The organism is Actinoplanes lutulentus (assembly GCF_003259845.1).
Classification (GTDB): Bacteria; Actinomycetota; Actinomycetes; order Mycobacteriales; family Micromonosporaceae; genus Actinoplanes; species Actinoplanes lutulentus.
Genome location: NZ_QLMJ01000006.1, coordinates 220,748 through 234,192 on the forward strand (window position 1 = coordinate 220,748; position 13,445 = coordinate 234,192).

Annotated in this window: 14 protein-coding genes and 1 pseudogene; 11 read left to right on the forward strand and 4 right to left on the reverse strand. The window is 69.3% G+C overall.

The annotated features are described in order from the left end of the window. Nucleotides 1–36: 36 nt before the first annotated feature. Together B0I29_RS16325 and B0I29_RS16330 are read left to right on the forward strand one after the other, a co-directional pair. On the forward strand, nt 37–1,317 hold the full coding sequence (locus B0I29_RS16325; protein ID WP_111649842.1) for a sensor histidine kinase: 1,281 nt from the start codon (nt 37–39) through the stop codon (nt 1,315–1,317). Nucleotides 1,318–1,346: 29 nt separating this feature from the next. Further along, the gene (locus B0I29_RS16330) at nt 1,347–2,030 is read left to right on the forward strand and encodes a response regulator transcription factor (RefSeq protein ID WP_014447701.1); all 684 of its coding nucleotides are present in this window, start codon (nt 1,347–1,349) and stop codon (nt 2,028–2,030) included. On the opposite strand, the gene B0I29_RS16335 is transcribed toward B0I29_RS16330, so the two are convergent. Then, complete coding sequence (locus B0I29_RS16335; protein WP_111649843.1) at nt 2,012–2,857, reverse strand: DUF3109 family protein; 846 nt, start codon at nt 2,855–2,857, stop codon at nt 2,012–2,014. The genes B0I29_RS16330 and B0I29_RS16335 overlap by 19 nt on opposite strands. Before the next feature lie 84 nt (nt 2,858–2,941). Between B0I29_RS16335 and B0I29_RS16340 the strand changes: the two genes are divergently transcribed. Next, a complete protein-coding gene (locus tag B0I29_RS16340; protein ID WP_111649844.1) occupies nt 2,942–3,754 on the forward strand; it encodes a sugar phosphate isomerase/epimerase family protein in 813 nt (270 codons plus the stop codon). On the opposite strand, the gene B0I29_RS16345 is transcribed toward B0I29_RS16340, so the two are convergent. Beyond that, complete coding sequence (locus B0I29_RS16345) at nt 3,741–4,277, reverse strand: CGNR zinc finger domain-containing protein (protein WP_111649845.1); 537 nt, start codon at nt 4,275–4,277, stop codon at nt 3,741–3,743. The genes B0I29_RS16340 and B0I29_RS16345 overlap by 14 nt on opposite strands. 87 nt (nt 4,278–4,364) lie before the next feature. On the opposite strand from B0I29_RS16345, the gene B0I29_RS16350 reads away from it, so the two are divergent. The 5 genes from B0I29_RS16350 to B0I29_RS16370 all read left to right on the forward strand — a co-directional run bounded on the left by B0I29_RS16350 (nt 4,365) and on the right by B0I29_RS16370 (nt 8,124). Beyond that, entirely contained in the window at nt 4,365–5,285 is a 921-nt protein-coding gene (locus B0I29_RS16350; RefSeq protein ID WP_111649846.1) for a proline dehydrogenase family protein, read from the forward strand. A gap of 145 nt (nt 5,286–5,430) precedes the next feature. Next, nucleotides 5,431–5,643 carry a helix-turn-helix domain-containing protein gene (locus B0I29_RS16355; RefSeq protein WP_014447695.1) on the forward strand — a complete coding sequence of 71 codons (213 nt, stop codon included), beginning with the start codon at nt 5,431–5,433 and terminating at the stop codon, nt 5,641–5,643. 187 nt (nt 5,644–5,830) lie between these two features. After that, nucleotides 5,831–5,932 carry a 30S ribosomal protein bS22 gene (locus tag B0I29_RS16360; RefSeq protein ID WP_007465623.1) on the forward strand — a complete coding sequence of 34 codons (102 nt, stop codon included), beginning with the start codon at nt 5,831–5,833 and terminating at the stop codon, nt 5,930–5,932. 81 nt (nt 5,933–6,013) lie between these two features. After that, nucleotides 6,014–7,150: an NAD-dependent epimerase/dehydratase family protein gene (locus B0I29_RS16365; RefSeq protein WP_245972557.1), complete on the forward strand. Its 1,137-nt coding sequence runs from the start codon at nt 6,014–6,016 to the stop codon at nt 7,148–7,150. Next, a complete protein-coding gene (locus B0I29_RS16370; RefSeq protein WP_111649847.1) occupies nt 7,147–8,124 on the forward strand; it encodes a lysophospholipid acyltransferase family protein in 978 nt (325 codons plus the stop codon). Before B0I29_RS16365 ends, B0I29_RS16370 begins: the two co-directional genes overlap by 4 nt. Nucleotides 8,125–8,565: 441 nt before the next feature. Here B0I29_RS16370 and B0I29_RS16375 read toward each other — a convergent pair. Together B0I29_RS16375 and B0I29_RS16380 are read right to left on the reverse strand one after the other, a co-directional pair. Next, a pseudogene (locus tag B0I29_RS16375) lies at nt 8,566–9,438 on the reverse strand (DUF5667 domain-containing protein); the annotation flags it as partial. Between the two features lie 166 nt (nt 9,439–9,604). Next, nucleotides 9,605–10,561, reverse strand: a complete 957-nt coding sequence (locus B0I29_RS16380) for an ECF subfamily RNA polymerase sigma factor, BldN family (RefSeq protein WP_111649849.1) — start codon at nt 10,559–10,561, stop codon at nt 9,605–9,607. A 375-nt stretch (nt 10,562–10,936) separates the two neighbouring features. On the opposite strand from B0I29_RS16380, the gene B0I29_RS16385 reads away from it, so the two are divergent. The 3 genes from B0I29_RS16385 to B0I29_RS16395 are packed head-to-tail and all read left to right on the forward strand — an operon-like array spanning nt 10,937 to nt 13,331. Continuing rightward, nucleotides 10,937–12,433: an AMP-binding protein gene (locus B0I29_RS16385; protein WP_111649850.1), complete on the forward strand. Its 1,497-nt coding sequence runs from the start codon at nt 10,937–10,939 to the stop codon at nt 12,431–12,433. After that, nucleotides 12,430–12,678, forward strand: a complete 249-nt coding sequence (locus B0I29_RS16390) for a glutaredoxin family protein (protein WP_111649851.1) — start codon at nt 12,430–12,432, stop codon at nt 12,676–12,678. The genes B0I29_RS16385 and B0I29_RS16390 overlap by 4 nt, the downstream gene beginning before the upstream one ends. Nucleotides 12,679–12,689: 11 nt before the next feature. Then, nucleotides 12,690–13,331 carry an HAD family hydrolase gene (locus B0I29_RS16395; RefSeq protein ID WP_111649852.1) on the forward strand — a complete coding sequence of 214 codons (642 nt, stop codon included), beginning with the start codon at nt 12,690–12,692 and terminating at the stop codon, nt 13,329–13,331. Nucleotides 13,332–13,445 lie beyond the last annotated feature (114 nt).

Consider the following 13,445-nt stretch of genomic DNA (forward strand, 5'->3'; position numbering starts at 1 on the left):
TGTAGCGCAGGTAAACATTGACCCTACGATCGCAGCGTGGAATGGAAGTACGTCGTCGGCCTCGTCCTGGTCACGCTCGCCGTCGGCGTGGGAGCGGGCCTGCTTCTGGCTCGGGTCCGCCGGCAGGCCGAGACGGCCCCGCGTGGGCCGCAGGAGGGGAGCGCCGCCATCGAACCGGACGATGACCGCCCGGCAGGCAAGAACGGGTTCAAAGGGCTCGGTCGCAAAAGCCTCGATTCGCTGCGGGTGGGTGTCGTCGTGCTCGATGCGGACGACTACCCCGTGCTGGTGAACCCAGCCGCCCGCGCGATGGGACTGCTGCGGTCGGGAGGAGCGCCGGGCACGATCGCGGCGCACCCGATCTTGCGTACCCTGGCTGGGCAGGTGCGACGCACAGGCGTGCGTCGCGAAGTGGAGCTGGACCTCCCGCGAGGTCGCGCGGGTGGGGCACAGGCTCCGCTCGGTGTGCACCTGCGAGCCGTCGCGCTGAACTCGACGCACGTCGCGATCGAGGCTGCCGACGTGACCGAGGCGCACCGGCTGGCGCGGGTCCGCCGCGACTTCGTGGCCAACGTCAGTCACGAGCTGAAGACCCCGATCGGGGCTCTCCAGCTGCTGGCCGAGGCGCTGCTGGACGCCACCCAGCTGCCCGACTCGGCACCCGAGGCGCAGTCCGAGGACCTGCTGGCGGCGCGCCGGTTCGCCGAGCGCATCCATCATGAGTCCGCCCGGATGGGCCGGCTGGTCAGCGAGCTGCTGGAACTCAGCCGCCTGCAAGGGGCCGAGCCGCTGCCGCAGCCGGAGCCGGTCTCGCTCGACTGGGTGATCGCCGAAGTGGTGGACCGGACCCGGACCACGTCCTCGGCCAAGAGCATCGAGGTCGTCGTCGACGGGCCCAAGGGCGCCATGGCGTACGGCAACGACACCCAGATCGCCACGGCGGTCACCAACCTCGTGGAGAACGCGATCGCGTACTCGGGCGAGGACACCAAGGTCTTGCTCACCATGCGCGAGATCGACGACTGGATCGAGATCGACGTCGCCGACCAGGGCATCGGGATCTCGCCTCAGGACGTCGACCGGATCTTCGAACGCTTCTACCGCGCCGATCAGGCACGGTCGCGATCAACCGGTGGCACCGGCCTCGGCCTGGCCATCGTCAAGCACATCGCCACCAACCACGGCGGCCGTGTCGACGTCACGAGTGCACTCGGCGACGGTTCTACGTTCACCCTGCGCCTACCCGCGCGTCCCCCTGAAGCCGCTTCGCCGTCACCGACGGCGATTGAGATCGAGTCCGGTGTGGCCGGGCGCTGACCCGGCCACCGACGACGGAAGGAACCACATTGGCCCGCGTGCTCGTGGTCGAGGACGAGGAGTCGTTCTCCGACGCCCTGTCCTACATGCTGCGCAAGGAGGGTTTCGAGGTGTCGGTCGCTGCGACCGGAACCTCGGCCCTGACGCAGTTCGACCGGACTGGTGCCGACATCGTGCTGCTCGACCTCATGCTGCCGGAGATGTCCGGCACCGAGGTCTGCCGCCAGCTGCGGCAGCGTTCGGCCGTTCCGATCATCATGGTCACCGCCCGGGACAGCGAGATCGACAAGGTCGTCGGTCTGGAGATCGGTGCGGACGACTACGTCACCAAGCCGTACTCACCCCGTGAGCTGGTCGCCCGGATCCGCGCTGTGCTGCGCAGGCAGGGCACCGAGGCCGCCGAGGTGACCACCCCGACGCTCGCGGCCGGCCCGGTCCGGATGGACGTGGAACGGCACGTGGTCACCGTCGACGGCGCCGGCGTCCAGCTGCCGCTGAAGGAGTTCGAGCTGCTGGAGCTGCTGCTCCGCAACGCCGGACGGGTGCTCACCCGAGGCCAGCTGATCGACCGCGTCTGGGGTGCCGATTACGTCGGTGACACGAAGACCCTTGACGTCCACGTGAAGCGGCTGCGCTCCAAGGTCGAACCCGAGCCGTCGGCACCGCGTTACATCGTCACGGTGCGCGGTCTCGGCTACAAGTTCGAGCCCTGATCGGCCGCGCGCGGCGAGGCGGGCTCACGTCCGCCTCGCTTGCGCGGTGTGCCGGCCGCCTTGGTGGCCGGGTGGATGGCGATCAGGCCGGATTTGAGGCGGGCCGCGCAGAGCTCGGCGAGCTTGGCGTACGCGACCTCGCCGACCAGCTCAGTCAGCTCCGGTGCGTACGTGATGTACATCGGCTCGGTGCCGACGTGTGCGTCCGGTGCTGACGTGCACCACCAGCCGAGGTCGTGGCCGCCCGGCCCCCAGCCGCGGCGGTCGAACTCGGTCAACGTGGACTGCAGGAGTTTCGTCCCGTCGGCCCGCTTGATCCAGTCCTGTTCCCGGCGGATCGGCAGCTGCCAGCAGACGTCCGGCTTGTATTTCAGCGGGTGTACCCCGTCGCGCAGAGCCTGGGCGTGCAGAGCGCAGCCACCGCCGGCAGGGAAGTCCTTCTCGTTCAGAAAGACACACGGGCCGTCACTGGATCGGGTGGCTGTACGCCGTGCGGGTTTTGTTCCGTCGACCGAGTCCATCTCGGTGTAGTTCTTGAAGCCCCGCCGGTAGTGCTGCCAGGTCTCCGGAGTGAGCTTCGCCGCAGCCGATTTGATCCGGTTCTCGTCGTCGGCGTCGGTGAAGAACGCGCCGTGCGAGCAGCAGCCGTCCTCGGCCCGGCCGGGCACGATGCCACGGCACGCGGAGCCGAAAACGCAGGTCCAGCGGGAGAGCAGCCAGGTCAGATCGGCTCGGACGAGGTGTTGTTCGTCGGCGGGATCGAGAAACTCGATCCACTCCCGAGGGAAGTCGAGGGAGACCTCGGCGGGAGGCTGCGAGCGGCTCATCCGGCTCAGCGTACGCCCACCAGTGGATCATGACCGTTTAGAGCTGATATATCCGGGCGTGCCGGGCGCGGCTACGCTTGGGGCGTGAGTTCCCGCGTTCCTGTGCTTCTCTCCAGCTCTTCAGTCTTCCCGGAGCCGACCGCTGCCGCCTTCGAGATGGCGGCCACCGTGGGCTACGACGGCCTTGAGGTCATGGTGTGGACCGACGCCGTCAGCCAGGACTCCGGCGCCCTGAAGGGATTGGCCGACCACTACGACGTCCCGGTGCTCTCCGTCCACGCACCCTGCCTGCTGGTCACCCAGCGGGTCTGGAGCTCGGACCCGTGGGAGCGGCTCAGCCGGGCGGCCCAGCTCGCCGAGACGCTCGGCGCCCCCACCGTGGTGGTGCACCCGCCGTTCAGCTGGCAGCGCGATTACGCCAAGAACTTCGCGGAGGGCCTTGCCAAGGTGCGCGGCCGGCACCCCGACCTCTCCTTCGCCGTGGAGAACATGTTCCCGGTGAAGATGGCGGGTCGCTGGTTCGTGCCCTACACCCCGGGCTGGGACCCGACCGAGACCGGCTTCGACGCGTACACGCTGGATCTCTCGCACTGCGCGGCGTCCCGGATCGACGCGCTGGAGATGGCCGACAAGATGGGCTCCGCCCTGCGGCACGTGCACCTCGGCGACGGCACCGGTGAGGGCCGCGACGAGCACCTCGTGCCGGGCCGGGGCAACCAGCCGTGCGCCGAGCTGCTCCAGTCGCTGGCCGGCCGCGGTTTCACCGGCTCGGTGGCGCTGGAGATCAATACTCGTAAGGCGTCCAGCCGGGCGGCCCGCGAGGCCGACCTGCGGGAGTCCCTGGAGTTCGCTCGCCGTTACCTCGCCCCCGCCGAAACGGCGATCACGCCGGCGTGAGGCTGGCCGCCCGCTTGCGGGCGCGGTGCGCGGCCACGTGCGAGCGGGTCGCGCAGCGCTCCGAGCAGAACCGGCGGCAGTTGTTCGACGACGTGTCCAGATAGACGTTGCCGCAGCGCTCGTCGGCGCAGATGCCGAACCGGACGCTGCCGTACTCGCAGAGCCACACGGCCAGGCCCCACGCCGCGCCCGCGAGGTATTCCGCGCTGACCGAGGAGCCGCGGCTGGTCACGTGCATGTGCCAGTCGCTCGCCTCGTGCCCGGAGATGCGTGGCTGCACCGGGTACGCCTCGAGGAGGGTGTTCAGCTCGCGCACCGCCTCGGCGTCGCGGCCGGTCGTGCCGTACTCGAAGACCTCGCGCAGGCGCCGCTGGGCGCGGCGGAACGCGACGACGTCTTTCTCGGCGACCTGATCCCGCATGTATGCCTGCTCGCCGGAGAACAGGGCCCGCAACCCGGCGAGATCGTCCAGTCCGGCGTTGACGAGGTCGACTGCCGTCCGGGCGTACGCATCGAAGTTCACCCGACAACGGTAGCGGGACGTTGCCGGGTAGGGCATGTATGAAGCGCGGCGGGGTTTGCGGACTCCTCCGGAGGTTACCCTCGGCACATGCTCCGTTCCCTCTTTATCGCCGCCGCCGGCTCCTCCCGGCTCGAGCGTCTGGTCGAGTCCGCCCCGGTCAGCAAGGGCCTCGCGCGGCGGTTCGTCGCCGGCAGCAGCGCCGATGAGGCCCTGCGGGTGAGCAGGGAGCTCGCCGACGACGGCCTGGCCGTCACTCTCGATCATCTGGTCGAGGACACCCGGACCATCGAGCAGGCGGTGACGGTGCGCGACGAGTACGTCTCGTTGCTCGGCCGGCTGCGGGACTCGGGTCTGACGCCGGCGGCCGAGGTGAGCGTGAAGCTGTCGGCGCTGGGTCAGCGGATCGACGAGAAGCTCGCGCGCGAGCACGCGCACGCGATCTGCGCCGCTGCCGCCGAGGCGGGCACCAGCGTGACGCTGGACGCCGAGGACCACACCACCACGGACGCGACGCTGGAGACGCTCCTGGCGCTGCGGGAGGAGTTCCCGAACACCGGGGCGGTGCTTCAGGCGCACCTGCGGCGTACCGAGGGGGACTGCCGGGAGCTGTCGACGGCCAAGTCGCGGGTCCGGCTCTGCAAGGGTGCGTATTCCGAGCCGGAGTCGGTGGCGTTCCAGTCGGCGCTCGACGTCGACAAGTCGTTCGTGCGCTGCCTGAACATCCTGATGTCCGGTGAGGGTTACCCGATGGTCGCGACGCACGACCCGCGGCTCATCGCGATCGGCGAGGACCGGGCCCGCTGGTTCGACCGCTCCACCGGGGAGTACGAGTTCCAGCTCCTCTACGGCGTACGCCCGGACGAGCAGGCGCGCCTGGCCGCCGGCGGGCACACCGTGCGGGTCTACCTGCCGTACGGAGAGCAGTGGTACGGGTACCTGATGCGCCGGATCGCCGAGCGCCCGGCCGGGATGGGCTTCGTCGCGAAGGTCGTAACCTCCCGGAAGTAACTCAATAGGGTCAAAACTTCGCAGATCTGGCGTGTCGGGCTTGACTTTTTGTGGGCATTTCACGGAACGCATCGCGTTGGTCACAGCAGTATCGATACCGTTCTGATGACACGCACGTGCCTGCGAAAGGATCGGTGCGAACGAGATGACGGGTCCAGCCCAGACCGAGGAACGACTCTCGGAGGTACGGTTCCTGACGGTGGCAGAGGTGGCCGCACTGATGCGGGTCTCCAAGATGACCGTCTACCGGCTCGTGCACGGCGGTGACCTCACCGCGGTCCGGGTCGGCCGCTCGTTCCGCGTGCCCGAGCACGCGGTACACGAATATCTTCGCGGCGCCTTCTCACAGAGCGCCTGACGACGGTCGCCCCGGCGCCAGACCGGGGTCGTGTTGGCCCGGTGCGACCGTCCCGGTACGCTGGAGCGGTTGGTTCCCGGTTCGCGCGCCGATCGTGGCGCAGCAGGCCCGGGCGCCCGTCCAGTCCGGAGCCGGTCGTGCCCTCGGGTTCTGCCGGTCCATCACATGGTTTCGAGAGGCTTTTCGTATGGGCTCCGTGGTCAAGAAGCGCCGCAAGCGTATGGCGAAGAAGAAGCACCGCAAGCTGCTGCGCAAGACCCGCGTCCAGCGTCGCCGTCTCGGCAAGTGACGGACGGCCGGGTGCATCACCCGGCCTGAGCCGTCGCTTGCCTCGACAGAGGATCCCGACAACGCATCGAGAGGTGCGCCCGTGGTGACCTCACCGCCCCGCGTCGTCGTGGTCACCGGAGTCAGCCGTTACATCGGCGCTCGGGTGGCCGCACGCCTCGCCGCTGACCCACGGATCGATCGTGTCGTCGGCCTGGATCCGCACGACCCGCCGGCCGGCCTTCTGGGCCTGCTGGAGGGCGTGGAACGGATCCGGGCCGATGCTCGCGCGGCCACCGAGGCCATCGCCGAGCTCGACGCCGAGGCCGTCGTCCACCTGGCTGTGACCAGCGTGCCCGACGTCCAGCACGGCGGTCGTGCCGCGATGAAGGAACAGAACGTCATCGGTACCATGCAGGTGCTCGCGGCCGCTCAGGGCGCGCCGGGCCTGCGCAAGCTGGTGGTGCGTTCGTCCACGGCCGCGTACGGCGCATCGTTCCGTGACCCGGCGGTCTTCACCGAGGACACCGAGCCTCGTGCCGTGCCTCGTGGGCCGTTCGCCCGCGACATCCTCGACATCGAGGGGTACGTCCGCGGTTTCCGCCGGCGCCGTTCCGAGGTCGCCGCTACTGTGCTGCGCTTCGCCCCCATGATCAGCTCGACGGCCGAGACCTCGCTGACCAGATACTTCGCCCAGCCGGTCGTGCCGACCGTGCTCGGCCGCGACGCGCGCCTCCAGTTCGTGCACGTCGAGGACGCGCTCGAAATCCTGCACCGCTCGGTGGTCGAGGACCACCCCGGCACGTTCAACGTGGCCGGTGCCGGTGTCCTGATGCTCGCGCAGGCGGTCCGCCGGGCCGGCCGGGTCTCCCTGCCGCTGCCCGAGTCCGCGCTCTCCACCGGTGCGGCCCTGCTCCGCAATCTCGGCGTCGAGCAGATCGGCCTGGACCAGATCGACCTCTTCGTGCACGGTCGGGTGGTGGACACCTCCCGCCTGATCCGTGAGTTCGACTTCACCCCGCGTACCACCGCGGAAGCGTTCGACGAGTTCATCAAGGCGCACGTGGCCGGCTCGACGATCACCGCTGACCGGTTGGCCGCCGCTGAGCAGGCGATCCTGGACGGCATCCGCCGGGTCCGGGCCGCCGCTTCCCCGGCACCGGCCGGCGTTGCTGAGCCCGCATCCGTCCCTGCCGGTCACACCTCGGCAGGAGTGCGGGCGGGAAGCGACCGATCGTGAGCCAGGATGAGTACCGTCGTGATCTGCTGCCCGGGCACGCCGACTTCCAGCTGCCCACGCCCGCACCGGCGCAGCGGGTGAACGGGAACCGGCCGATCCCGGAGAAACCCGTCGAGCCTGCCGTCGCGGCACCGGACGTGTGGGACCAGCGGGTCGCGGACGGCCTGGCCTTCCTGCGCCGCCGGCTCTCCGGGGCATACGAGGTGGACGAGTTCGGCTTCGACCCGGAACTGACCGACGCGGTGTTCCAGCCGATCCTGAAACTGCTGTACCGCGACTGGTTCCGTACCGAAGTCCTCGGCATCGAGAACGTGCCGTCCGACGGCGGCGGCCTGGTGGTCGGCAACCACTCCGGCACGATCGCGCTGGACGCCCTGATGCTCACCGTCGCGATGCGCGACAAGCACCCGAAACAACGGCACCTACGCCTGCTCGGCGCTGACCTGGTGTTCCGCATGCCGCTGATGAGCGAACTGGCCCGCGCGGCCGGTGCCACGGTGGCCTGCAACCCGGACGCCGAGCGGCTGATGACCAGCGGCCAGCTGGTCGGTGTCTTCCCCGAGGGCTTCAAGGGCATCGGAAAGCGCTTCTCCGAGCGCTACAAGCTCCAGCGTTTCGGTCGCGGCGGGTTCGTCTCGGCCGCGCTGCGCACCGGTACGCCGATCGTCCCGGTCGCGATCGTCGGGGCCGAGGAGACGTACCCGATCCTGGCCGACCTGAAGCCGCTGGCCCGGTTGCTGGGTGTGCCGTACTTCCCGGTGACGCCGACCTTCCCGCATCTGGGCCCGCTGGGTCTGGTGCCGCTGCCGAGCAAGTGGCTGATCCAGTTCTGCCCGCCGATCCCGACCGCGCATCTGACCGAGTTCGCCGACGACCCGCTGGTCGTCTACAACCTGGCGGACCAGGTACGGGAAACGATTCAGGCGACCCTGCACGAGCTGCTGGAGAAGCGCCCGGACGCGTTCGGTCCGTGACCACTCAGTGACTGATTGTCGCCAGTCACTGGAATGAATCGCCCGGACCGTCCTATAGTGACGACTGAGGGGCGGCCCCGAAGTCTCGCGACTTTCGGCACCGCCCCTCGCCATCGTCTGGCGTGTTACTCAGAACAGGTTGTCGAGCAACCCGTCCAGCACACCGCTGTCCTGCTCCTCGTCGATGACGACCGGTGGGGTCGTGACCGTCTCGGACGGACTGGGCGTGACCGTACTGGTCTTCGTCGGCTTCTTGTTCGTCGCCGGCGTTGTCGGAGCCACCGTGCTCGGCAGGGTCGCGTCACCGGAGACGTCCGGCTTCGCGGTGATCCCGCTCTTCGAGGGCTTCGGCGTGGCGTCCGGGTCCTCGTTGTTCTTCGATGAGGACTTGCTTCCGCCGCCGGTGTGCCCCGGCTTCGACTGCGTGCCCGCTCCGGCGTTGGAGTCGCCGTCGCAGTCACGCAGTTTCGGTCCGAGCTCGTCGGAGCCGTTCGGCGTGATCTTCTCGCAGTTCAGCCCGGTCCGCAGCTGCTCGCTGCGGGCCGTGACGTCCTGGAGCAGCGCCAGCGAGGCCGCGGCCCGGTCCCGGTTGGCCGGGGAGAGCTCGTCGATGGCCGGCTCGAACGCCTTGCGCTGCGTCGAGACGAAACCGTTGAGTGTGGTCAGCGGCTTGCGGTCCTTGTTGGAGACCACCGCTGTGTTGAGCAGCCGCACACCCTTGCGGGTGTCGGCGTCCATGTCGTCGAGCACCGTGCGGAACGCCGGGTCGTCGCCATCCATGGCAACCGCTTCGGTGAGCCGGTTGCGGGCGAAGTCCAGCGACAGCTGACCCCTCGACACATCCGATCCGGCGATCGCCAGCTGCGCCCTTTCGGTGGAGCGCTTGACCCCGTACAGCGCGTCGCCGGGCGACGCGCTCTCGCTCGCCGCGGAGATCCCGGAGACGGCCATCGCGCCGGCGGCAACGCCGATCACGATCGCTCCCCGGGCTCGGATCCGGCGCCCGAAGAACGAACGCCTGGCTCCGTCGACGGTGTCGGCGACCGGTGCGGCGTCATTGACGGCGGTCAGGCCGATGCCGTCCCGCTCGGCCGTCGCGACCAGCATGGCGCGCAGGCCGACGCGGAACTCGGAGTCGACCGGTGCGACCGGCCGGGCCGTACCGAGCCGGTTGCCGATGGCGACCAGCCGGTTGAGCTCCTCGTCGGTTTGTCCCCGGGTGTGGTGCCTCGGGACGCCGCCGGCCTCGTCGATCAGTTCCGCGAAGCGCTCGGCGCTCCGGCGGTCCAGGAATTCGAACTTCACCGTGGGCACCTCCCCTCGCTCGTGACTGTCTCGCCGGCCTGCGGGCCGGCGTAGGCGACCGAGTCGGATTTCTCTGCCCCGGGTCGCATCCGGACAAACGCGCGACACGCGGCCCCGGTTACGGGTGAGAGAGGGTGCCATCGGGTATCGGAGATCGACATCCGAGAGCGCCGGATCAAGACTGGAACCCTTCCGGCAGGAGCCGGTTCAGCGCTCGGACGGCCCTGTACTGCAAGGCCTTGATGGCGCCTTCGTTCTTGCCCATGGTCTTCGCGGTCTCGGCCACCGAGAAGCCCTGGAGGAACCGGAGCACGATGCACTCCTGCTGCTCGGGGTTGAGCTGCTTGACCGCGGTGAGCAGAGCGACGTTCGTGATGTGGTCGACGACGGCGGACTCCGGGCTGCCTTCCGGCCCGCGGTCCTCCCGGTCGGCGTCGAGGACGTCGCCGGTGGTCACTTCAAGGCGGTACCGGCCCGACTTGAAGTGGTCGGCGACCAGGTTCCGGGCGATGGTGACGAGCCAGGCACCGAGGTCACGGCCCTGCCAGGTGAAGCTTCCGATGCGCTTGAGAGCGCGCAGGAAGGTGTCGGAAGTGAGGTCCTCGGCGAGCTGGCGGTTGCCGACCCGGAAGTAGACGAACCGGAACACCGTGTCGACGTACCGGTCGTAGATCAGTCCGAACGCCTCGGACTCGCCGGCCTGTGCCCGTTCGACCAGCGCCCAGACCTCGGCCGCGGGGTCGCCACGATCCGGCCGGGCCGGGTGTTTCGGCGGCGCGGTCTCGGTGGGCGGTCCGGTGGTGCTCTGCGTCGGCAGGACCACTGTGTGGTCGCCGGGCGCTGTCTCGGGCTCGCCGATGTTCGACCGCTGGCCTGCGGTCGGCTGGGCCGGTGGGCGCGGCGACTGTACCCGGCCGCCACCGAACTTCCCGTTGCCTGCGTGCGGCTGGGTGACGGCCGGTGGTCCGTTCGGAGTCCGGCGGCTGCCGGTCTGCTTCGGGCTCTCACCGCGGATCGCGTTCACGATCATGCCGTCGAATGACTCGCGCAGGGCGTTCAGACCTTCATTGAGCGCGAGCCGGGCCGCGAGGACATCGCGGTGGAACGGGTCCTCTGCGTACACATGAGTCACTTCGCCTCCTCAACCCGGCGGGCCTGTGACAGTTGCGATTCAGTCCCGCCAGACGTGAATTCGCCATTACTAGGTGCTTTGTGTGGCACAGCGGCCTCCTCGGGATGAGGGTGGTCACTCACAACAAAAGGGGTGAAGCAACCCGCTGAAAAGCCGGTTTACCTCACCCGTTGGTGTGGATTCCGTTACGCAGACGGAAGTATCACCGACTTCGGACACAGCGAGTCGCACAACAAGTGCGCTGCGCGCAAAGCCGCGAAACGGATCTTTAACGGCATCCTGAGTCGTCCTCACCATCACCGATGGCCTGTTTCCGCGAACGGACGCGCTGTCCGGCATGCCGCTCGGGGGCCGTTTGTGCCAAACTCTCGCCTCGTGGAGGAACCCGCTCGCGATCCGGTCGCCGAGGCCGCCGGTCGCCGTCCCGACCGGCCTGCCCTGATCGCCGGTGACGCGGTCCTCACATGGGCGGAATTGGACAGTCAGGTGTCAGCCGCGGCGCGCTGGACCGCCGCGCGTACCGCTCCGGGTGATCGGATCGCCCTGGTGCTCGGCAACACCGTGGACTTCGCGATCGCCTACTTCGGAGTTCTGCGCGCCGGGCGGGTGGCCGTGCCGCTCAATCCCGGTTACACCGCCGACGAGCTCGATCACGCGGTGACCGATTCGGGTGCGGTGCTGATCATCGGGGAACCGGCGGGGCCTCCCCGGCTGCGTCTGGTCACCGCTTCGCGCGTACCCACGGATCTGGAAGCTGGGGACGGCATCCTGCCGGAGGTGGGCGCCGGAGATCTCGCGGTCCTGCTTTATACGTCGGGGACGAGCGGGCGGCCGAAGGGCGCGATGCTCACCCACGCCGCGCTGACCGCGAACCATGACCAGCTGGACCGGATCGAGCCGCCGGTGGTCGGCCCGGACGACGTGGTGCTGCTCGCGGTGCCGTTCTTCCATGCCTACGGGCTCAACACCGGGCTCGGGACGGTCGCGCACCACGCGGCGACCGGGGTGCTGGCCGAGCGCTTCGAGCCGGCGGCCGCGTCCGCGCTGATCACTGAGCACGGTGTGAGCGTCGTGGTCGGTGTGCCCGGGATGTACCAGGCCTGGATCGCCGACCCGGAGGCTCGGGACTCGCTGCGCGCTCTGCGCACGGCCGTCTGCGGCGCGGCGCCGCTGGGCTCGGGCACAGCGGCGCGCTTCCGCGCGCTGACCGGCAAGAACATCATGATCGGGTACGGGTTGACGGAGACGGCACCCGTGCTGGCCACGACGGCCGTGAGTCACCGGGACAAGAGTGGCTCGATCGGCCGTCCGCTGCCCGGCGTCGAGCTGCTGCTGCGCAACCGGGCCGGCGCCGAGCTGTGGCGCGACGGCACCGCCTCGGTCGACGAGGACCTCGGCGATCTCGACCTGGACGTGGCCGGTTCGGCCGGCACCGACCCCGGCGAGATCGTGGTGCGCGGGCCGAACCTCTTCTCCGGTTACTGGCCGGACGCGAGCGGCGGACCGGACGCGGACGGCTGGTGGCCGACCGGCGATGTGGCGTACGCGGACGGCGACGGCGACCTGGTCCTGGTCGACCGGATCGGCGAGCTGATCCTGGTGAACGGCTTCAACGTGTACCCGGCCGAGATAGAACGGGTACTGGACGGGCACCCGCGGGTGGCCGCCGCCGCCGTGGTCGGCGTCCCCGACCCGGATTCCGGGCAGCGGCCGCACGCGTACGTGGTGCTCACCGGCGACCCGGCGCCGAGCGTGACCGAGCTGCAGGTGTGGTGTGCGGCCCGGCTGGCCCGGTTCAAGCTGCCCGGCATCGAGCTGGTCACCGAGCTGCCGAGGTCGGCGACGGGCAAAGTACGGAAGAGAGAGCTGTGAACCGACTCACCCTGATCAGCCGGGCCGGCTGTCATCTCTGCGAGGTCGCCGAGCAGACCCTGGACCGGATCGCGCCGCAGCAGTGGACCAAGGTCGATGTCGACGCCGACATCGAGCTGGAACGCGAGTACGGCGACCGGGTACCGGTGCTGCTGCTGGACGGCAAGGAACACGGTTACTGGCGCATCGAAGAGGAGCGCCTGCTGCGGGATTTGTCTCGACAACCAGGGGAACCACGCCTGTAACTTGGCTCCTCGTGACAGCTAAGCACCTGGTCTGGGACTGGAACGGCACTCTTCTCGACGATCTTCACCTGGTGGTCTCCTCGACCAACACGGCCTTCACCTCGGTCGGCGCGCGCAACGTCGACGCCGACGAGCACCGGCGGACCTTCCGGCGCCCGGTCGCCGAGTTCTACGCCGAGATGCTGGGCCGGGCGGTGGACGACGAGGAGTTCGGCCGGCTCGACCGGATCTTCCATGACGCGTACCGGCTCGGGCTGACCGACATCTCGCTTGCCGCCGACGCGATGGCCGCGATCAAGACCTGGCCGGGCACCCAGTCGCTGCTCTCCATGTGGTTCCACAGCGAGCTGATCCCGGCCGTCGAGACGTACGGCCTGGCCGGGCTCTTCGCCCGGATCGACGGACTGCGCACCGAGGTGGGCGGCGACATGAAGGCCGGGCACCTGGCCCGGCACCTCGAAGGTCTCGGCGTCGAGGGCAGCCAGGTGGTGCTGATCGGCGACTCGCTCGACGACGCGTACGCGGCGGAGTCGGTGGGTGGCCGCGCGGTTCTCTACACCGGTGGCTTCACCGATCCGGACCGGCTGCGCACTTCGGGCTATCCGGTCGCCGACACGCTGGTAGGCGCGGTAACGACGGCCATGTCACTCTGAGTCAAGTGGCCCTGGCGGGGATCGCTCGGTAATACTTCACAGGTCGGCTCGGCTAACACAGCCGAGTCGATCCTGTCCAATTGTCCCGACAAGATCGCGATTTGTGCACGCCTT